This window comes from Mesorhizobium sp. M0145 (assembly GCF_040322355.1).
Lineage (GTDB): Bacteria > Pseudomonadota > Alphaproteobacteria > Rhizobiales > Rhizobiaceae > Mesorhizobium.
Map to the genome: position 1 here is coordinate 832,523 of NZ_JAMYTK010000001.1, position 19,471 is coordinate 851,993.

The window sequence follows — 19,471 nt, forward strand, 5'->3', positions numbered from 1 at the left end:
GCTTCGAACCAACCAATCGGCCTGCCCTCGGCATATTCCGCTTTCGCTTCGCGCCCGAAATCCCTATGTGTCGCCTGTCATACGCGGCCAATATGGGCGCGCTCCCGACAATGCGAGGCAGAGAGCCTTATTTCCAGGCCGATGAACATCTATCCGAAACACACTGAACCGCTGATCCTGTCGGGTCGAGACGTGACGGCCGTGCTCGGCCCGACCAATACCGGCAAGACCCATCTCGCGATCGAGCGCATGGTGGCGCACGAAAGCGGCGTCATCGGCCTGCCGCTCAGGCTGCTTGCCCGCGAGGTCTATACGCGCGTCTGCGAGAAGGTCGGCGCCCATAAGGTGGCGCTCATCACCGGCGAGGAAAAGATCCAGCCGGCGGGCGCGAAATACTCGGTCTGCACCGTGGAAGCGATGCCGCGCGAGACCGACGCCGCCTTCGTTGCCATCGACGAGGTCCAGCTCGCCGGCGATCTCGAACGCGGACACATCTTCACCGATCGCATCCTGCATCTGCGCGGCCGCCAGGAGACGCTGCTGCTCGGCGCCGCCACCATGCACGGCATTCTGCAGCGCCTGCTGCGGGGCGTGTCGGTAGTGACGCGACCACGCCTGTCGCATCTTGCCTATGTCGGCTCGAAGAAGCTGACCCGCCTGCCGCGGCGCACCGCGATCGTCGCCTTCTCGGCCGACGAGGTCTATGCCATCGCCGAGCTGATCCGCCGCCAGCAGGGCGGTGCCGCCGTCGTGCTCGGCGCACTCAGCCCGCGCACCCGCAACGCCCAGGTGGCGCTGTTCCAGTCGGGCGACGTCGACTACCTCGTCGCCACCGACGCCATCGGCATGGGCCTCAACCTCGACCTCGACCACGTTGCCTTCGCCCAGAATCGCAAATTCGACGGTTACCAGTACCGCAACCTGACGGCGGCCGAGCTCGGCCAGATTGCCGGCCGCGCCGGCCGGCATCTGCGCGACGGCACCTTCGGCGTCACCGGCCAGGTCGATCCGCTGGATGATGAACTGGTCAACAAGATCGAGGCGCATGATTTCGATCCGGTGAAAGTGCTGCAGTGGCGTACCGCGCATTTCGATTTCGCCAGCCTCGATGCGCTGAAGCGCTCGATTGAGACCAACGCCCCGGTCGAAGGCCTGACGCGCGCGCTGCCGGCAGTAGACGCGCAGGCGCTCGAGCATCTGTCGCGCGACGAGGACGTCCGGGCACTCACCACCGATGCCAGACGCGTGGCGCTGCTGTGGGAAGCCTGCGCGCTGCCCGACTACAGGAAGATCGCGCCGGCCCAGCACGCCGACTTGATCGCCTCCATCTACATGGACCTTGCCAGGCACGGCCATGTCGACGAGAACTACATGGCCGAGCAGGTGCGCCGTGCCGACACCACTGAAGGCGACATCGACACGCTGTCGCACAGGATTGCCCAGATCCGCACATGGACCTTCGTCTCCAACCGGCCCGGCTGGCTGGCCGATCGGGCACACTGGCAGGAAAAGACGCGCGAAATCGAAGACAGATTGTCGGATGCGCTGCATGAGCGGTTGACGAAACGTTTTGTAGACCGCAGGACTTCCGTCCTCATGCGGCGCCTTAGAGAAAACACGATGCCTGAAGCCGAAATCAGCCCAACCGGAACCGTCCTCGTCGAAGGCCATCACGTCGGCGAGTTGCAGGGTTTCCGCTTCACCGCCGACCAGAGCGCCGGCGGCGAGGATGCCAAGGCGGTGCGGGCGGCGGCGCAGAAGGCGCTTGCCGCCGAGTTCGAAGCGCGGGCCGAGCGTTTCGGCGCCTCTGCCAATGGCGACATTGCGCTGGGTTCGGATGGCACGCTGCGCTGGATCGGCGCCCCGATCGGCACGTTGGTTGCCGGCGAAGACGCTTTGAAGCCGCGTCTCGTTCTGCTCGCCGACGAGCAACTCACCGGCCCGGCACGCGACAAGGTTGCGGCGCGCGCCGAGCGCTTCGTCAATTTCCAGATCGAATCCCTGCTGAAGCCGCTGGTCGATCTCAAGAATGCGGAGCAGATCACCGGTATCGGCCGCGGCATTGCTTTCCAGCTCGTCGAGCATTTCGGCCTCATCAACCGTCGCGACATCGCCGACGAGATGAAATCCCTCGACCAGGAAGGCCGCGCGGCGCTTCGCCGTCTCGGCGTGCGCTTCGGCGCCTACCATGTCTTCGTCCCGGCGCTGATCAAGCCGGCGCCGGCCGGGCTGATAACGCTGCTGTGGGCGCTGAGGAACGACGGCAAGGACAAGCCCGGCTTCGGCGATGTCGTTCACGCACTGGCCTCCGGCCGCACCTCGGTGGTCATCGATCCGACCTTCGACAAGACCTTCTACAAGCTTGCCGGCTACCGCAATCTTGGCCGGCGTGCTGTACGCGTCGATATTCTCGAACGGCTGGCCGACCTGATCCGGCCGGCGACCAACTGGAAGCCGGGCCTCGGCCCTCGCCCCGACGGCGCCTATGACGGCCAGTCCTTCATGGTGACGCCGCCGATGATGTCGATTCTCGGCGCCACCGCCGACGACATGGAAGAAATCCTGAAGGGACTCGGCTATCGCGCCGATGCCAAACCGGCGGCCGAGGTCAAGGCGCGGCTCGAAGCACAGGACAATGCCGCGCGTGAAGCTGCCGCTGCAAAGCAGGCGGCGGAAGAGGCTGCGCGAGTCGAGCAGGCGAGGATGGCGGAAGCATCTGCCGCGCCAGAGCCGCCGGCGGAGGCTTCGGAACCTGTGTCGGATGCGGCTCCTGTTGCGGAGGCGGCGGCCGAAGCTGTGACCGAAGCGACGGCAGAGCCTGTCGCGGAAGCTCCAGCCCCTGAAGCTGCGGCAGAAGTCACGCAAGAGACCCGGCCCGCCGCGGAGGCGACTGCTGAAGCGCCTGCGGAACCAGCGGCCGAGCCAACGGCGGAACTTGGGGCGGAAACTGAGGCTGCGGCATCGGCAGAACCGCCGGTTTCCGACACTACGGAAGCATCGCCGGCCGAACCTGCAGCGACGGCGGAAGCCGTCTCCGGCGAAGCTGCTCCAGAAGCGGAGGAGCCAAAACCTGTCCTGTTATGGCGGCAGGGTCGTTTCGACCAGCGCCCGCGTCATCGCCAGCATGACAACCGCCCCCGGGACAATCATCGGGACAATCGCGCGCGCAATGGTCAAGCTGCGCCGGACAGCCGCAGCGATGCGCCGGCAGATGCCGGCGGGCAACCGACGCCGGGCGACCGGCCCGCCCGTCAGGGGCGCCACGACCAGCGCGACGGCGCCGGCAAGCCGCGCTTCGATCGCAGCAAGTTCAAGCCCAGGCCGCAAGGCGAGGCGGCAGAACAGCGCGCCGGCAAGCCGCAAGGTGAACGCCCGGACCGGCGCGAAAACCGGCCCGACTGGAAGGCTGGCCGACAGGACGGCAAAGGCGGCGCCCAAGGCGCAAAGCCCGCCTTCCAGCCAAAGCCGCGTGAGGAACGCCCGGTCCGCTTCGATCCGGACTCGCCCTTCGCCAAGCTCGCCGCGTTGCGCGACCAGCTGAAGAAGTAGGCTGCTCGTCCAATGGTCACTGATGCCCGCCAGCGCATCGACAAGTGGCTGTTCTTCTCGCGCGCGGTAAAATCGCGCACGCTGGCAGCCAAGCTGGTCGTCGCCGGACGCGTCCGCATCAATCGCGACAAAGCAGCGCAGGCCTCCGATACGGTCCGGCCGGGCGACGTTTTGACCATCACGCTGGAGCGGCGGATCTCCGTCTGGAAAGTCCTTGGCACCGGCGTACGGCGTGGCCCGGCCGAAGAGGCCCGCCTGCTCTACGAGGACATGTCGCCGCCCCCCGCGCCCAAGGACGAGGCGCTTCCGGATGCGGTGCCGCCGTTGCGCGAGGCCGGCAGCGGTCGCCCGACGAAGAAGGAACGCCGCCAGACCGACCACCTGCTCGGCGACGATTGAGCAAGGTCGAACGCCCGCTTTGCCGGCCTTCCGGAATTCCATTCCGGAAACCGCGGCACCGCTGGCAGGGGCCGCCCTTGCCACCAGCGGACAAAGGCGTTACCTCACCAAAAAAGCCCAATAAAATGGGACGTCCCGGAGCCGACCAATGACCTATGTCGTGACCGACAATTGCATAAAATGCAAATACATGGACTGCATCGAGGTCTGTCCGGTCGACTGCTTCTACGAAGGTGAGAACATGCTCGTCATCCACCCGGACGAGTGCATCGATTGCGGTGTCTGCGAACCGGAATGCCCGGCCGACGCGATCAAGCCCGACACCGAGTCGGGTCTCGACAAATGGCTGCAGATCAACACCGAATATGCCGAGAAATGGCCCAACATCACCGCCAAGAAGGAGCCGCCGGCCGACGCTAAAAATTTCGATGGCGAAACTGGCAAGTTCGAGAAATATTTCTCCGCCGAGCCCGGCGAAGGCGACTGACGAGCCTGCCGGCTGCGGCGGCCTGACGCCGCGTAACAGACGTGATACATTAACTGCCTTGACAGGCGGCGACGGCGCGTGGCCTTCGCGCGTGCAGCAAAACCTTGATTCTTCCGACTTTTTGTGTTATATCAACCAAACATGCCGGTGACACAACGTCGATTTATGGCGCAAACGCCCCAAATCACTGAAAGGTGAATTTCTCAATCCGGACCAGAGCGATCTGGGGCAGGCGGTCGCAATGTTGCGATTTGCCGGTCCTGGCCTTTCCGGTGAGTTCATCGTTGTGTGGCTAAGGACCGGTCACCCCGGTCGCACGAGTTCGGGCCGGCACGATGCCGGTACCACAACAAGGAGTTCAGGGCGTAATGGCAACGATCACCCCGCAGAAGAAGTCCACCGCAGCGCGCCACGGTTTCAAGACCGGCGAGTACATCGTCTATCCGGCGCATGGTGTCGGCCAGATCGTCTCGATCGATGAGCAGGAAGTCGCGGGCCACAAGCTGGAGTTGTTCGTCATCGACTTCCAGAAGGACAAGATGCGCCTCAAGGTGCCGGTCGCCAAGGCGACCTCGATCGGCATGCGCAAGCTGTCGGAAGAGGATTATGTCGAGCGCGCGCTGAAGGTCGTGCAGGGCCGCGCCCGCGTCAAGCGCACCATGTGGTCACGCCGCGCCCAGGAATATGATGCCAAGATCAACTCCGGCGATCTGATCTCGATCTCGGAAGTGGTGCGCGACCTTTACCGCGCCGATAACCAGCCGGAGCAGTCCTATTCCGAGCGCCAGCTCTACGAGGCGGCGCTTGACCGCATGGCCCGCGAGATCGCGGCCGTCAACCGCATGTCGGAGACCGAAGCGGTGCGCCTCATCGAGGTGAACCTCAACAAGGGCCCGAAGCGCGGCGCTAAGGCCGACAACGAGGAAGCCGAGCAGGAAGAAGCTGCTTGAGCTTTTCTCGTCTTCGAATTCAGAAAAACCCGGCCTCGCGCCGGGTTTTTTTGTCTTAGCTGACCGGCGACGGGCATATCTAACCTTCGCCGCCCTCCCTTTCCGCCTCGTGCTTCAGCGTGGCAATGAACCGCTTGGTCCGCTGGCGTTCCGGGTTGCTGAACAGCACCGCGGCCGGGCCTTGTTCGACGATGTTGCCGGCATCGAGGAACACCACTTCCCGCGCGATCTTGGAGGCGAGCCGCAGGTCATGCGTCGCCATCACCATGGTCGTGCCCTCGCTGGCGAGCTTGCCGAGCACGTCGACCACCTCCTGCGCCAGTTCCGGATCGAGTGCCGAGGTCGGCTCGTCGCAGAGCAGGACCTTCGGCGAAGGCGCCAGCGCCCGGGCAATCGCCACGCGCTGCTGCTGGCCACCTGACAGGGTCGCCGGCCAGGCATCGGCCTTGTGCGCCATGCCGACTTTTTCGAGCAGGGCCAGCGCCCGTTCGCGCGCCCTCTCCTTGGGCCATTTCAGCACCGTCACCAGCCCCTCCATGATGTTCTCGATCGCAGTGCGATGCGGAAACAACTGGAAATTCTGGAACACCATGCCGGTCTGCAGCCGCAGCCGCTGGATATCCCTGGTCGAGACCCTGCCGCCGGGGTGGAATTCGAGTGCATCGTCGCCGATCCGTACCGTGCCTGAAGTCGGCAGCTCGAGCAGGTTGATGCAGCGCAAAAGCGTGCTCTTCCCTCCGCCCGACGGCCCGACAAGCGCCGTAACGCTGCCTTCCTCGATGGTGACGGTGACGCCCTTCAGCACCAAATTGTCGCCGAAACGCTTTTCGATGTTGGTGAGGCCGATCATGCGCGCGCCTCCAGGAAGCCGCCATAACGGTTGAGCCGCGTTTCCAGCCGCGCCTGCAAGGCCGACAGCACGGAGCTCATGACCAGATAGAGGGCCGCTGCCTCGACATAGAGGATCAGCGGCTCATAGGTGGTGGCGACGATGCGCTGCGCTGCCTGGAACATCTCCGGCACGGTGATGGCGGCGGCGAGCGAAGTGTCCTTGACCAGCGAGATGAAGGTGTTGGACAGCGGCGGCACCGCGACGCGCCCCGCCTGTGGAAGAATGGTGCGCCGCATTGCCTGGGCCCAGGTCATGCCGATCGAATAGGCCGCTTCCCACTGGCCCTTCGGTACCGAACCGATGACGGCGCGGATGATTTCCGACGAATAGGCGCCGATGTTCAAGGTGAAGCCGATCAGTGCTGCCGGAAAGGCGTCGAGCAGGATGCCGACCGATGGCAGGCCGTAGAAGATAAGGAACAGTTGCACGAGAAGCGGCGTGCCGCGGAAGATCCAGACGTAGAAGCGGACCACGGCGACCAGCGGTTTGGGACCGAACAGCCGGACAAGCGCCACGACCAGGCCTAGGACAAGACCGAATGCAAACGACAGCAGCGTCAACGGCACGGTGAAGATCAGTGCAGCCCACAGCAGCGTAGGCAGGGATTCCAGCATCAATTGCAGCCAGTGCGGCACGAAGGCTCCTCCTTGCCAGATTGCCGTCGCTCATATCACGCGAAAGCGGCGGGCCGTCAAAGACAGCTCGCCGCGATATGAACGACGCGGGCCGGCATTCGGCCCACACGAGAAAAGCCGGTTACTTTGAAACGTCCTGGCCGAAATAGGTGTCGGCGATTTTCTGGTAGGTGCCGTCGGCCTTGATGTCGGCCAGCGCCTTATTGATGGCGGCCACCAGTTCCGGATCGCCCTTGCGTACGATGACGCCGGAATAGTCGGCGTTTTCTTCCTGCGCGGCAATCTTCACATTGGCGTCGGGCTTGTGCTTCTTGAAGTCGAGGAAGGACAGGCTGTCGTTGATGGTGGCGTCGGCGCGGCCGGTGAGAAGCAGCTGGATCGACTGGTCGAAGCCGTCGGTGCCGACGAGCTCGGCGCCGTTGGTTTCAGCCAGCTTGCCGAAATTCGAGGTCAACGACTGCGCCGCCTTCTTGCCCTTGAGATCGGCGAAACCCTTGATGTCGGTGTTGTCGCCGCGCACGATCAGCACCGCCTTGGAGGCGATGTAAGGATCGGAGAAATCATATTTGGCCTTGCGCGCCTCGGTGATGCCGACCTCGTTGATGACGGCATCGTAGCGGTTGGCATCGAGACCGGCGATCAGCCCGTCCCATTTGCCTTCGAGGAACTGGGCTTTGACGCCGAGGCGCTCGGCGATAGCCCGCGCGATCTCGACGTCGAAGCCGACCAGCGCGCCGGAAGCATCATGATAGGTGAAGGGCGCATAGGTTCCTTCCGTGCCGACCTTGAAGACGCCGGACTGCTTGATCTGGTCGAGATTGGCGCCGGCGTGACCGGCGGCGATGGCCAGAACCTGCAGCGTTCCGGCGATGATGAGCGATTTGAGCCATTTCATTTTTCTGTGATCCCGTCCTTGGCCGACGTCCGGCGTCATTGCGAGTGCCGGAAAATGACAGATGCGCGATGCCAGAATAAGAAACTAAATTTCAAAAATCTCGCGCCCTTGAAATCCAATTCTCAACCAGCATCTCCGGGCGCCATCCGGCTGAGCCAAGGCCGGTGGCGAATCGCCTGGAACAGCGCAATCGACATGACAGTCCGGGGGAACATTCCCCCGCATGGCACGTTCTTCGCTGTTGTAGGGCGCGGCGCCGCCATTTCAACCATCGGCGCCAACTCACGATTCGATCGCACCGCAACGCCTGGAGCAGGAGCGCGGCATGATGGAAGACAGTGCAGGACGGACCATGGTTCGCGCGGCGATGAAAGCCCCTTATCTGGAACGTGACGAAGAGCATCTCCTGGCGCTGCGCTGGAAGGAAAACAATGACCAGCACGCGCTGCACCGCATCACCGTCGCGCATATGCGGTTGGTCATTTCCATGGCGTCGCGGTTTCGCCACTACGGCCTTCCGCTGGGCGACCTGATCCAGGAAGGCCATGTCGGGCTGCTGGAGGCAGCGGCCCGTTTCGAGCCCGAGCGCGAGGTGCGGTTCTCGACCTACGCGACTTGGTGGATTCGCGCCTCGATGCAGGACTATATCCTGCGCAACTGGTCGATCGTGCGCGGCGGCACGAGCTCGGCGCAAAAGGCGCTGTTCTTCAACCTGCGGCGTCTGCGCGCCCGCCTGGCAAACGGCGCCGAGCAGATGTCGAATGCCACGCTCTACCGCGAAGTGTCGGCGGCTCTCGGGGTATCGGAGGCCGATGTGGCGATGATGGATTCCCGCCTTTCGGCGCCGGACAGCTCGCTCAACACGCCGCTAGCCGACGATGCGGGCGCAACCGAGCGGATGGAGTTCCTGGTTTCGGATGACCCGCTGCCCGATGAGGTCGTCGGCGATACGATCGACGTCGAACGCCGCTCGGTGTGGCTGAAGACGGCACTCGGCGCTCTCAATGCGCGCGAGCTCAGGATTATCGAGGAGCGCCGGCTGAGCGACGAGGGCGCGACGCTCGAAGCGCTCGGCGAGACGCTCGGCATCTCCAAGGAACGTGTCCGCCAGATCGAGGCGCGCGCCATGGAAAAGCTCAAGGCGGCGCTGGTAAAGCAGAACCCGGAATTTCTCGCAGCCTGAATTGCGTCGGCTGCTATTTGTCGGTGACGATCTTGACCTTGTCGCCGGCCGAAACCGCGGCACCCGGCGACAGCGCGTTGAGCACCCTGAACAAATCCAGCTTGCGGTCGACGCCGACCATCTGTGCGGCCAGGGAGCCCATTGTCTGGCCGGGCTGCACCGTGACGATGCGGATACGCAGTGGCTTCAACGCCGCCTTCTCGGCAGCACTCAGGATGCGGAACGAGCCGCTGACCGAGCGCGCCACCGTGCTCAGCGAGGTGCTGGCCGACGGTGCCGCGGTCAGCAAGCGGTAGACCTGGCCGCCGGCGCGGATCACCGCAATGTCGAATTGCCAGCCGTCGGCGCCGGCATGCGCGGTTGCCGCTTCGTTGCCGTTGATCGTCTCCTGGCGCACGCTGCTGTCGTCGAGGCCGGCAACCCAGCCGCTGCGGATGTAGTCGGTCAGCGAGCGGTTCTTGTCGATCGAAACGCCGTCGAAGCGGATCGCCATGTCGCCCGGGCCGGTCGCCGTCACCGCCGCCGCCGAATTGTCGATGACGAAGCCGTTGGGCACCGAGAACGACACGCCGAGGCCAGGGTGCAGGAAGGTTTCGCCGCGCACATAGCCTTCCTCCGGCGTGTCGCCGTAAAGTAGCCCGTCTACGCCGGCAAGAAATGAATCGCGGTCGCGCGACCCGACACCGGGCGCGCCGAACTGGCGGGCGTGGCGCTGCGCGAGGTCGATACGCTGCGGCGTGTTGGGGTGCGTCGCCAGGAAGTCGAGGCTGGCGTCGGTGGCGCCGCTGATCGAGCGGAAATCGGTATAGGCCGACATCGACTGCAGGAAGCGGCCGGCGGCGTAGGGATCGAAACCGGCTTCGCCGATCGACTTGATGCCGATGGCGTCGGCCTCCAGCTCCTGATTGCGCGAGAACTGGGCCAGCCTCAGCTTGCCGCGGATCAGCGCCGCCTTGGCCGTCGGGTTGTCGCCGAGCACATCCGAAACGACCTTGGTCGCCAACCCCTCCTCGGCTTCCAGCTGCTGGCGCTGCAGGCCGTGGTTGGCCGTAACGTGGCCCATCTCATGCGCGATGACGGCGGCAAGCTCGGCGGAATCGTTGGCCAGCGCCAGCAGCCCGCGGGTGATGTAGAGATAGCCGCCCGGCAGCGCGAAGGCATTGACGTTGGGCGAGTTGAGGATGGTGATGCGGTAGGTCTGGGTTGGGTTGGCCGACACCACGGTCAGTCTGCCGACGATCTTGGCCACCATGCGCTCGAGCTTGGGGTCGGAATACTCGCCGCCATAGGTGGCGAGGATGCGCGGGTGCTGCGCCTTCGCCAGTTGAGCGAGCTTGCCGTTGGCGGCGACATTGTCGACCGTGATCGGCTTGTCGGAGGGCTGGAAGCCCGATTCCTGCACGTCGGGAGGCGTGAACATCTGGCAGCTTGCCAGCGCCACGGCAAGACCGGCCAGCGCCAGAAAGCGCGCCAGCGGTTTCACCCTCCGATTGTCGATGCCGGTCGGCAGATCGGCGTCCTTTCAAGTCCTGGCACGTGACCGCGAAAATCGGGCGCGATTTCCGGAAAGCATCACGCGCAAAATCAAGTGCTACGGCGTCCTTCGTGCGTCCGACAGATACGAGGCAGCAAGGGCAAATCACGGTCTAGGCCGGACCAGCTCCTGGCGGACCTAGCCACACTACCTCGACCATGGCAAGCAAGCGCCGCTTCGCCTTCCGCCGGTTTGACCATAAATTATGTCCGCTTCCGGGCAACATCTCGTGATCCAGCCGCAAAGGGACCCGAGCCGATATAGCGTCGGAATGCCTCCGGTCCAGCCCCGACGAAAAAATCGGCCGCGGTGCCCGTCGCGGCAACCGTGCCACCATCCAGGAAAACCATGTTTTGGCCGATACGGCGCGCATCGTCCGGCTGGTGCGTGACGAATAGCACCGTCATGCGCTGCTCCGAATGGACGTCGGCCACCAGGTCGAGCATGTCGTCGCGCAGTGCCGGTCCGAGCGAAGCGAACGGCTCGTCGAGCAACAGCACCGGCCGGTCGCGCACCAGGACGCGGGCGAGCGCGACGCGCTGCCGCTCGCCGCCCGAGAGTTCGCGCGGCAGCCGGCTTTCCTTGCCGGCAAGGCCGACGCGCTTCAGCGCTGCGGCGATTGCGGCGCGGTCAGCCTCGCTCAGCCTGAGCGAAGGCGAGCGGCCGAGCCCGACATTCTGCTCGAGGGAAAGATGGGCAAACAGGTTGTTTTCCTGGAACACCATCGATACCGGCCGCGCTGATGGCGGCGCAGTGCTGACGTCGGCGCCGCCGATCAGCACGCGGCCCGACCGCGGCGTCTCGAAGCCGGCCACCAGATTGAGCAGCGTCGACTTTCCCGAACCGCTCGGCCCCATAATGGCGGTGATTTCCGACGCCGGGAAATCGACATCGAATATAAGCGGCGTTTCACCATAGCTGAACGAGACATTATCGAGTCGTACGGCCGCGCCTTTTTCCACCGAAATGGACCGTTCCGGGCTGGTCGGCATCATGATTTCTCGCCCCTTCCCAGCCAGTCCGCGGCCAACACCAGCGCCAGGCAGACAAGGCCGAGCAGCAGCGCCAGGCCGGCGGCATCCTCAGTGCGGTAACTGCCCATGCGCGCCAGCAGCAGATAGGGCAAGGTCTGCACGGAATCGCTGCCGAACAGCGCAATGACGCCGAGATCGCCGAGCGACAGCGCCATGGCGAAAGCGAAGCCGGTGGCGAGCGGCCGCCGCAGCGACGGCCAGTCGACCAGCCGCAACCGGTTCCAGCCCGAGATACCAAGCTGTGCGCAGAGCCGTTCGTGGCGTTCGCTCGACGCGTCATAGGCAGGGCGGATGGCGCGGATGGCGAACGGCATCGCCATCACCGCATTGACCGCAACGACCATGACAGGGGCGATCGCAAAGACATCGCTGACGGTGCGCAAGAGCAGGAACCAGCCGGCGCCGATGACGATGGGCGGCACCACCAGGACGAACCCCGCACCGGTGTCGGCCAGATGTTCGAGCAGTGTCCGCCGGCCTGTCCGCCGGGTGAGCGCCAGCGCCCGGCGCGCCATGACCAGCGACAGCGACAACGCCACAGAGAGCAGCGCCGATAGGAGGGAGAGCACGGCACTGGTCGCCGTCGCTTGCCGCACCGCGCTCTCGCCGGCCAGGCGGCCGAGATCGGCGCCAAGCCCGGCTGCCAACGTGGCCGCCATCGGCCCGGCGACAAACAGCAGTGCCAGCCCGATCGCCAATGCGTTCAGCACGGTCTCGGCCGCACCGGCTGAAAAATACCGGCGCGGCGCCACCGGCAGATTGGCATCCCCTACCATATTGGCGCCGAGCCGCGTCAAGGCCAGCACGACGACGAAGGTCAGGGCAATCTGCAGCAGGGTCAGCGTCACAGCCCGCGCCGGGTCGAAGTCGAAACGCAGCGCCTGGTAGATGGCAACCTCGAGCGTCGTCGCGCTGGGTCCGCCGCCGAGCGTAAGCACGATGGTGAAGGAGGTGATGCACAGCATGAAAACGAGCCCTGCAACGCCGGGCAAGGCCGCACGCAGCGGCGGCCATTCGATCAGCCGGAAGGCCGGCGCAGCGCCCATGCCAAGCTGGCTCGCCAGCCGCCATTGGTCGGCCGGCACGGTCTGCAACGCCTCCAGGAACAGCCGCGTCGCCAGCGGCAGGTTGAAGAAGACATGGGCGACGAGTATGCCCGACAGGCCATAGATGCCGGGCCAGCTCTGGCCGCCAATCGCGCCGAGCGTGCCGGCGAAATACCCGGCGCGGCCATAGAGTGCCAAGACACCGAGTGCGGCAACAATGGCCGGCAGCGCCAGCGGCACGGCGAAAAGCTGGAGGATGAAGCCTCGCCCGAAAAAACGCGGATGCCGCGACAGGGCACGCGCGACGAACAGCGCCGGTGCGACGGAGAGCAGGGTCGACAGCAGAGCCTGCCAGAGCGTGAAACGGACGACGCGCAAGAGATAGGAATCGAAAGCGGAGGCGGCGCCGGACAGGTCGCGTGTGGCTTCGACGACGAGCCCGGCGAATGCACCGCCGATCAGCAGCGCGATGGCGGCGAGCGCGACGATGCCGGCAGTGACGCGGGGATCGGCCGGATGACGCGTATGCATGTCGCGCTACCCGACACTACGACAGGTGTTGATCGAAGGAAATACCTGGCAATGGCCGAGCCCACCCCTCTCTGGCCTGCCGGCCATCTCCCCCTCAAGGGGGGAGATTGCGCACTCAGCCGCCTTCGCCAATCTCACAAGTGGCAGGACGAGGAGAGGCGACAAAGCTGCCGATCTCCCCCCTTGAGGGGGAGATGGCCGGCAGGCCAGAGGGGGGTGGCTTGGCGCAAACATCCGACGAGGCTTGAGCCCTACTTGCTCATCGCCGCAAGCCACTCATCGACCCAGGCCTTGCGGTTGGCCGCGACGTCTTCCGGGCTGAACAGCAAGGTCTTGGTCGGCTTGACCAGCTTGTCGAACGCCGGGTTGAGCGGCTTGTCGGTTTTGCCGGCCGGGAACATCCAGTTGGTTTCGGGAATGACATCCTGAAATTTCGGTCCGGTCATGAAGGCAATGAACTTTTCTGCCAGCGGGTTCTTCGCACCCTTGGTGGTGATCCCCGCAACCTCGATCTGCAGATATTCGCCCTCCTCGAAGGACGCCGCCTGGTAGCGCTCGGTGTTTTCGGCGACCATGTGGTAGGCCGGCGAGGTGGTGTAGGACAGCACCATCGGCGCCTCGCCCTTGGTGAACAGGCCGTAGGCCTCGCTCCAGCCCGGCGTTACCGTCAGCACCTTCGCCTTGAGTTTGGCCCAGGCTTCCGGCGCCTTGTCGCCATAGACCGACTTGACCCACAGCAGCAGGCCAAGGCCCGGCGTCGAGGTGCGCGGATCCTGGATGACGATCTTCTCTCCGGCATCGCCCTCGACCAATTCCCTGAGGCTCTTCGGCGGGCTCTTCAGTTTTTCGGTATCGTAGACGACGGCGAAATAGCCATAGTCGAACGGCACGAAAATATCGTCGCTCCAGCCGCCCGGCACACTGACGCCCGACACGGTGCCGTGCAGCGAAAACAGGCCGGTTGCCTTGGCGTCGGCGGTTAAGTTGGTATCGAGGCCAAGTACGATGTCGGCCTTGGTCGCGGCGCCTTCCAGCTTCACACGGTTGAGCAGCGCCACGCCGTCGGCGACCGAGACGAATTCGACGACGCAACTGCATTCGGCCTCGAAGGCCTTCTTCACCGCCGGTCCCGGACCCCAATCGGCGGTGAAGCTTTCATAGGTATAGACCGTCAGTCTATCCTGTGCCGATGCCTGCCCTGGCAGGGCGAGCGCGGATGCCGCAAGCAGGACAATTGAGACAAGAGAGTGGAAAAAACTGCGCATCGGCGCCTCCTTCGTTCGCGTTGAAAGGAATTGAGGCGTCGGGCTGTCCGAAACGTCTAATCCCTCCGCCGGTACAAACCGGATCAGGTTCAGCGGGTTGGCAGTCTTGCCTCTCAGCCGGTCCGCGAAAATCGCGTCCGGCACCCCGTTAGAGCGTTGCGACACATAGGCCCGGCCGAAGTGCTGCGCAAGCGGAAGTTTGCCGGGCATCCAAAGCCCAGCCTTCCGTTTCGTCTGCCGTTTCATCTTCCGTTTCCGGGGCAGGGCTGGTAAGGGCCACGAGATATGAGCACATTCACCATCCTGCTTGGCGGCGATCTCATCCGCACGCCGCTGCTCGACCGCCAGGTCGAAGGCTCGCGCGTCATCGCCGCCGATGCCGGCATCGGTCATGCCCGCATGCTGGGCCTGAGGCCGGAACTCTGGGTCGGCGATTTCGATTCGGTGCCTGCCGATTTGCCGGAGGATCTGGCCGCCGTGCCACGGCAGGTATTTCCCGCTGAAAAGGACAAGACCGACGGTGAACTCGCTATCGCCGCCGCGCTCGAACGCGGTGCGACCAGCCTTGTGCTCGCAGGCGCCTTCGGCGGCAAACGCACCGACCACATCTTCCTGCATCTGGCGCTAAGCGTCCGGCTGGCGGAAGGCGGAACGGAAGTGCTTTTGACCAGCGGCGCACAGGAAGGCATTCCTTTGCTGCCTGGAAAGACTGGCTTCGACTATGTCGACGGCACGCTGTTTTCGGTGCTCGGCTTTTCGGATCTCGCCGGCCTGACAGTCACCGGCGCCAAATGGCCGCTCGACCATGTCGAGGTTGCGTTCGGCTCGTCGCTGACCATTTCCAACGAGGTCAGGGGCCGGCTGGAAATCGCGCTGGCCAGCGGCCGCGCGCTGCTGCTCGCGCATCCCTACCCTTTTCCGGAAAGCTGAGCCCAGAAAGCTGACATGGCGCCGCCGCTTCTCAATCTCGACGGGATAAAGCTGACCTTTGGCGGCACGCCGCTGCTCGACGGTGCCGCCCTGACGGCCTCAGTTGGCGACAAGATCGCCCTGGTCGGCCGCAACGGCTCTGGCAAGTCGACGCTCCTCAAGATAGCCGCCGGGCTGATCGAACCGCAGGACGGCGAAGTCTTCCGCCAGCCTTCGGCGACCGTGCGCTACTTGCCGCAAATGCCCGACATGGACGGCTTTGCGACTGTCCGCGCCTATGTCGAGGCGGGGCTCGGGCCGGCCGACGATCCCTACCGCGCCACCTATCTGATGGAGCATCTCGGCCTGACCGGCGAGGAACGGCCGAACGACCTCTCCGGCGGCGAGGCGCGGCGCGCCGCCCTCGCCCGCGTCATGGCGCCGGAGCCCGACATTCTCCTCCTCGATGAGCCGACCAATCATCTTGACCTTTCGGTCATCGAATGGCTGGAGGAGGAGCTTGCCCGCACCTCCTCGGCACTGGTCGTCATCTCGCATGACCGCCGTTTTCTCGAGCGCGTGTCACGCGCCACAATCTGGCTCGACCGCGGCCAGACCCGCCGTCTCGACAAGGGCTTTGGCTATTTCGAGGAATGGCGCGACACGGTGCTGGAGGAGGAAGAGCGCGAGCAGCACAAGCTCGGTCGCCAGATCGTGCGCGAGGAGCACTGGCTGCGCTATGGCGTGACGGCAAGGCGCAAGCGCAACATGCGCCGGCTCGGTGAATTGCAGACCATGCGCCAGCGCTTTCGTGGTCATCGCGGCGCCGAGGGTGCGGCGACGATGACAGCCAGCGACGCCGCCGAATCCGGCAAACTGGTGATCGAAGCCAAGAACATCGAGAAGAGCTTTGGCGATCTGACCGTGGTCAAGGGATTCTCGACCCGCATCCAGCGCGGCGATCGCGTCGGCCTGGTCGGGCCGAACGGCGCCGGCAAGACGACGCTGTTGAAGATGCTGACCGGCGAATTGAAGCCGGACGCAGGCACGGTGCGGCTCGGCACCAATCTGGAGATCGCCACGCTCGACCAGAAGCGCGAAGCCGTCGACCCGCAGGAGACACTGGCGCAGTATCTGACCGACGGGCGCGGCGAGAACCTCGTCATCAATGGCGAGCAGCGCCACGTCGTCTCTTACATGAAAGACTTCCTGTTCAAGCCGGAACAGGCGCGCACGCCGGTGCGCGAGCTTTCGGGCGGCGAGCGGGCACGGCTGATTCTCGCACGCGTTTTGGCGCGGCCGGCAAACCTGCTTGTGCTCGACGAGCCGACCAACGATCTCGACATGGAGACGCTGGAGCTGCTGCAGGAACTGGTCGCCGGTTTTGCCGGCACGGTGATCCTGGTCAGCCACGATCGCGATTTCCTCGACCGCACCGTGACCAGCATCATCGCGCCGGATGGTGACGGCCGCTGGATCGAATATGCCGGCGGCTATTCCGACATGCTTGGGCAGCGCGGCGGCACCAGGCTGGACGACCGCAGGGCGCGGCCAAAAGCAGAAGCCGGTGAAGCGACGGCGGCAAGCAGGAACGAAGCGGCCGCACCGAAGGGCCCGGCCAAGAAACTGTCGTTCAAGCAGAAATTCGCGCTGGAAACCTTACCCAAGAAGATCGAGGCGGTGTCGGCCTCGATCTCGCGGCTGGAGAACAACATCGCCGATCCGGCCTATTACGAGCGCGACCCGGCCTCGTTCCAGAAGACGATTGCCGCGCTCGACAAGGAGCGCGTCACACTGGCAGCGCTCGAGGAGGAATGGCTGGAACTCGAGATGCTAAGGGAAGAGATGGAGGGATGAGAGGTTGCGTGCACGCTCATATGCGCCTACATTATGCGCATAAATGGGAGCGGCTGTATGCTTCAATCGAAGCCAAAAACCCAAAGAAAGTCGGTTAATACATCGATCGACTCCCGATTGATCGAGGATGCCAAGGCGTTGGGCATCAATATATCCCGCGCTGCGGAAGAGGGCATCGCCAAGGCGATTTCGGCCGAAAAAAACCGCCGGTGGCAGGAGGAAAACAAGGAAGCGATCGACAGTTCGAATGACTATGTCAGGCGCAACGGCTTGCCTCTGGCCAAGCACCGGCTGTTTTGATGGCACGTTATGATTTCTACCAGAGTGCCGAAGGCGACGGTTACCTTCTCGATGTCCAATCCGACCTTCTGGGACGGCTCGACACGAAGGTCGTCGTCCCGCTGATGCCAGCCAACAAGGCCCCAGTGCCGGGCCGCCGGCTAAACCCTATCTTCACCATCAACGGTAAGGACCATGTCATGGTCACTCAATTCATGTCAGCCTTGATGACCTCTGAATTGCCCGTTGCCGAAGGAAATCTTTCTCGCCATCACGACGACATCGTGAGCGCGCTCGACATGCTGTTCCAAGGCTTCTGAGCCAGAGAGGCGTTGGGCTGGTGAGCCGGCCTCACCCCGCCGTCTTTGTCTGCCAGGCCTTTAGCGCCTCGTCGAACACCTTCTCGCCTGGAATGCCCTTTTCCATGGTGAGCAGCGCCCGCCGCCCGGTCTTGTAGACGACCGGCACATCGATCCAGTCCTGACCTCTGAGCAAGGTCAGATTGGCGTCTTCATCCGCCTTGGTATCGTTGAGCGCAACCAGGAAGAAACCGTCGGCGATCTTGGCCGGGATGCCGATCAGCGGGCTTCCGGCATCCTGCTCGGAGCCCTTCATGGCGACACGCAGGATGTTGTCGACGCCGCCGCCCTCGAAGCCGTCAGGCGTCAGGAAGATCATCTCGATAATATGGCTGGCCGGCAGCGTCTGGTCGGTGTTGCGACGGATCGTCATGCGCAACTGGATATCCTTGCCTGGAATGGTCGCCTCGGCGCGGATCGCCGGCTCGGGCGGCAGGTCGCCGCCGGGCGATTCCTGCACCAGCGACCAGACGATGTTGCCGGGCTCGGCCGAGCCTTGAGCGGTGCTGGTGCGCTCCTCGTAGAAGATCGCCTTCTGGCCGACGGCCAACGTGGCTTGCGGCGGAACTGCCGTTGGTGCCGCTGCCGGTGCGGGCGGCGGGGCGGCCGCTGCAGGCGCTGCTGCCCCGTTGGCGGGCGGCGTTGCGGGAGTTGGTGCAGCGGACCCATCGACTGCTGGAGCATTGGCCGTGGCTTGCGTGTCGGCGGGTGCGGCCGGTGCCGGCGCGGCGGGTGCCGGGGTGGTCGGCGCTTGTGCGGCCGATGGCGGCGTGGTCAGTGCGGCGACGGATTCGCCTTCGCCGATGCCCGCCTGCCCGGCCGCGGGGCCGGGATCGACTTCGTGGCCCTCGGGCGTCAGGCGCTGCGTGAACTTCGCGCCCTCGCCGGCCTCCGTCGGAGGCGCGGCGGCCGGTACGGCCGCATCGGCCTCAGGCTTGGGCGGGGCTGGTTTTACCAGCGGTTCGGTGGCGACGGCTTTGGTCGAGTCGAGGCCGAGCATGCTGCCGAACGCATCCTTGTTCAGCCAGATGCCATAGCCACCACCGGCAATGACGAGCAAGGCAATGGCGGCGGCGATCACACCGCCATAGCTACGCCTGCGCTCGGCAGGATGGAGCCGCTGGAACCTGTCCTCCGCGGGCCCGCCGTCGTTGGAAAAGTCGTCGCCCCGAAAAACGCCGTCTTGGCCGTCAGCCGTCGGAAGATCCATATCGGACGGCGGCGGACCAGCGCGCTCCTGAGAAAGAGCGACGGGCTGCGGCTTTTGCCAGTTCGGCGCCGCCTTGGCGGGCGTGGGCTGCCAGGCCGGCCCGGTCTTTGCCGGCTCGGTCTTGGCCGGCTGCCATGCCGGCTCCGTCTTTGCTGGCTGTCGGATATGGCTGGACTGGTTCTTGTTGCGGTCGATGGAGGAGAAGATGTCCTCCAGTTCCGCCAGCGGGTCGGGAGGCGGCGCAGGCTTGGCATAGTCCCGCTCGACTTTGGCGATGGCGTCTTCCAGTGCACGCATCTGCCGGTCGACATCGGAAGGCGTCATCGTGGCCTTCTCTGCGAGTTGTTTCGCGATTGACGAACGGGCCCTGTCATAGACCCTGGCGCGCACTTCCGCCGACGGCTCACCGAGTTTATCGAGCGCCTTTTTCAGAATAGGAACAAAATCTACCATACGT

Annotated in this window: 17 protein-coding genes and 1 riboswitch; of the genes, 9 read left to right on the plus strand and 8 right to left on the minus strand. The window is 64.6% G+C overall.

Annotated elements, in window-relative coordinates:
- Positions 1 to 141: 141 nt before the first annotated feature.
- The 4 genes from NKJ28_RS04235 (at position 142) to NKJ28_RS04250 (ending at position 5,385) form a co-directional block, all read left to right on the plus strand.
- Positions 142 to 3,549: a helicase-related protein gene (locus NKJ28_RS04235; RefSeq protein ID WP_352634185.1), complete on the plus strand. Its 3,408-nt coding sequence runs from the start codon at positions 142 to 144 to the stop codon at positions 3,547 to 3,549.
- A gap of 12 nt (positions 3,550 to 3,561) precedes the next feature.
- Positions 3,562 to 3,948, plus strand: a complete 387-nt coding sequence (locus NKJ28_RS04240) for an RNA-binding S4 domain-containing protein (protein ID WP_352634187.1) — start codon at positions 3,562 to 3,564, stop codon at positions 3,946 to 3,948.
- A gap of 148 nt (positions 3,949 to 4,096) precedes the next feature.
- A complete protein-coding gene (gene fdxA / locus NKJ28_RS04245; RefSeq protein ID WP_352619743.1) occupies positions 4,097 to 4,435 on the plus strand; it encodes a ferredoxin FdxA in 339 nt (112 codons plus the stop codon).
- A 368-nt stretch (positions 4,436 to 4,803) separates the two neighbouring features.
- Positions 4,804 to 5,385 (plus strand): CarD family transcriptional regulator, encoded by a 582-nt coding sequence (locus tag NKJ28_RS04250; protein ID WP_006327799.1) that lies wholly within the window; start codon positions 4,804 to 4,806, stop codon positions 5,383 to 5,385.
- Between the two features lie 79 nt (positions 5,386 to 5,464).
- On the opposite strand, the gene NKJ28_RS04255 is transcribed toward NKJ28_RS04250, so the two are convergent.
- The 3 genes from NKJ28_RS04255 to NKJ28_RS04265 all read right to left on the minus strand — a co-directional run bounded on the left by NKJ28_RS04255 (position 5,465) and on the right by NKJ28_RS04265 (position 7,807).
- Positions 5,465 to 6,235 (minus strand): amino acid ABC transporter ATP-binding protein, encoded by a 771-nt coding sequence (locus NKJ28_RS04255; RefSeq protein WP_352452513.1) that lies wholly within the window; start codon positions 6,233 to 6,235, stop codon positions 5,465 to 5,467.
- Positions 6,232 to 6,912 carry an ABC transporter permease subunit gene (locus NKJ28_RS04260; RefSeq protein ID WP_023721020.1) on the minus strand — a complete coding sequence of 227 codons (681 nt, stop codon included), beginning with the start codon at positions 6,910 to 6,912 and terminating at the stop codon, positions 6,232 to 6,234. The genes NKJ28_RS04255 and NKJ28_RS04260 overlap by 4 nt, the downstream gene beginning before the upstream one ends.
- Before the next feature lie 121 nt (positions 6,913 to 7,033).
- Complete coding sequence (locus NKJ28_RS04265) at positions 7,034 to 7,807, minus strand: amino acid ABC transporter substrate-binding protein (RefSeq protein ID WP_023721021.1); 774 nt, start codon at positions 7,805 to 7,807, stop codon at positions 7,034 to 7,036.
- Positions 7,808 to 8,132: 325 nt separating this feature from the next.
- Here NKJ28_RS04265 and NKJ28_RS04270 point away from each other — a divergent pair, with 325 nt between their 5' ends.
- Complete coding sequence (locus tag NKJ28_RS04270; protein ID WP_023680558.1) at positions 8,133 to 8,990, plus strand: RNA polymerase factor sigma-32; 858 nt, start codon at positions 8,133 to 8,135, stop codon at positions 8,988 to 8,990.
- A 13-nt stretch (positions 8,991 to 9,003) separates the two neighbouring features.
- Here the strand turns inward: NKJ28_RS04270 and NKJ28_RS04275 are convergent, their stop codons facing one another.
- From NKJ28_RS04275 to thiB, 4 genes are all read right to left on the minus strand, one after another.
- Entirely contained in the window at positions 9,004 to 10,473 is a 1,470-nt protein-coding gene (locus tag NKJ28_RS04275; RefSeq protein ID WP_023680559.1) for a M48 family metalloprotease, read from the minus strand.
- 254 nt (positions 10,474 to 10,727) lie between these two features.
- Positions 10,728 to 11,519, minus strand: coding sequence for a thiamine ABC transporter ATP-binding protein (gene thiQ, locus NKJ28_RS04280; protein ID WP_352569612.1), 792 nt, complete (start codon positions 11,517 to 11,519; stop codon positions 10,728 to 10,730).
- Positions 11,516 to 13,135, minus strand: a complete 1,620-nt coding sequence (gene thiP, locus NKJ28_RS04285) for a thiamine/thiamine pyrophosphate ABC transporter permease (RefSeq protein ID WP_352634189.1) — start codon at positions 13,133 to 13,135, stop codon at positions 11,516 to 11,518. Before thiP ends, thiQ begins: the two co-directional genes overlap by 4 nt.
- A 251-nt stretch (positions 13,136 to 13,386) precedes the next feature.
- Positions 13,387 to 14,400 (minus strand): thiamine ABC transporter substrate binding subunit, encoded by a 1,014-nt coding sequence (gene thiB, locus NKJ28_RS04290; protein WP_352454878.1) that lies wholly within the window; start codon positions 14,398 to 14,400, stop codon positions 13,387 to 13,389.
- A gap of 43 nt (positions 14,401 to 14,443) precedes the next feature.
- Positions 14,444 to 14,558, minus strand: a riboswitch (TPP riboswitch).
- A gap of 127 nt (positions 14,559 to 14,685) precedes the next feature.
- Between thiB and NKJ28_RS04295 the strand changes: the two genes are divergently transcribed.
- The 4 genes from NKJ28_RS04295 to NKJ28_RS04310 all read left to right on the plus strand — a co-directional run bounded on the left by NKJ28_RS04295 (position 14,686) and on the right by NKJ28_RS04310 (position 17,765).
- A complete protein-coding gene (locus tag NKJ28_RS04295) occupies positions 14,686 to 15,330 on the plus strand; it encodes a thiamine diphosphokinase (protein WP_352634191.1) in 645 nt (214 codons plus the stop codon).
- Positions 15,331 to 15,345: 15 nt separating this feature from the next.
- Positions 15,346 to 17,166: an ABC-F family ATP-binding cassette domain-containing protein gene (locus NKJ28_RS04300; RefSeq protein ID WP_352569607.1), complete on the plus strand. Its 1,821-nt coding sequence runs from the start codon at positions 15,346 to 15,348 to the stop codon at positions 17,164 to 17,166.
- A gap of 138 nt (positions 17,167 to 17,304) precedes the next feature.
- Positions 17,305 to 17,466 (plus strand): type II toxin-antitoxin system CcdA family antitoxin, encoded by a 162-nt coding sequence (locus tag NKJ28_RS04305; protein ID WP_502894507.1) that lies wholly within the window; start codon positions 17,305 to 17,307, stop codon positions 17,464 to 17,466.
- Positions 17,466 to 17,765 (plus strand): CcdB family protein, encoded by a 300-nt coding sequence (locus NKJ28_RS04310; protein WP_352569605.1) that lies wholly within the window; start codon positions 17,466 to 17,468, stop codon positions 17,763 to 17,765. The genes NKJ28_RS04305 and NKJ28_RS04310 overlap by 1 nt, the downstream gene beginning before the upstream one ends.
- Before the next feature lie 31 nt (positions 17,766 to 17,796).
- Here NKJ28_RS04310 and NKJ28_RS04315 read toward each other — a convergent pair whose 3' ends face one another.
- Positions 17,797 to 19,467 (minus strand): hypothetical protein, encoded by a 1,671-nt coding sequence (locus NKJ28_RS04315; RefSeq protein WP_352569604.1) that lies wholly within the window; start codon positions 19,465 to 19,467, stop codon positions 17,797 to 17,799.
- Between the last annotated feature and the right edge of the window lie 4 nt (positions 19,468 to 19,471).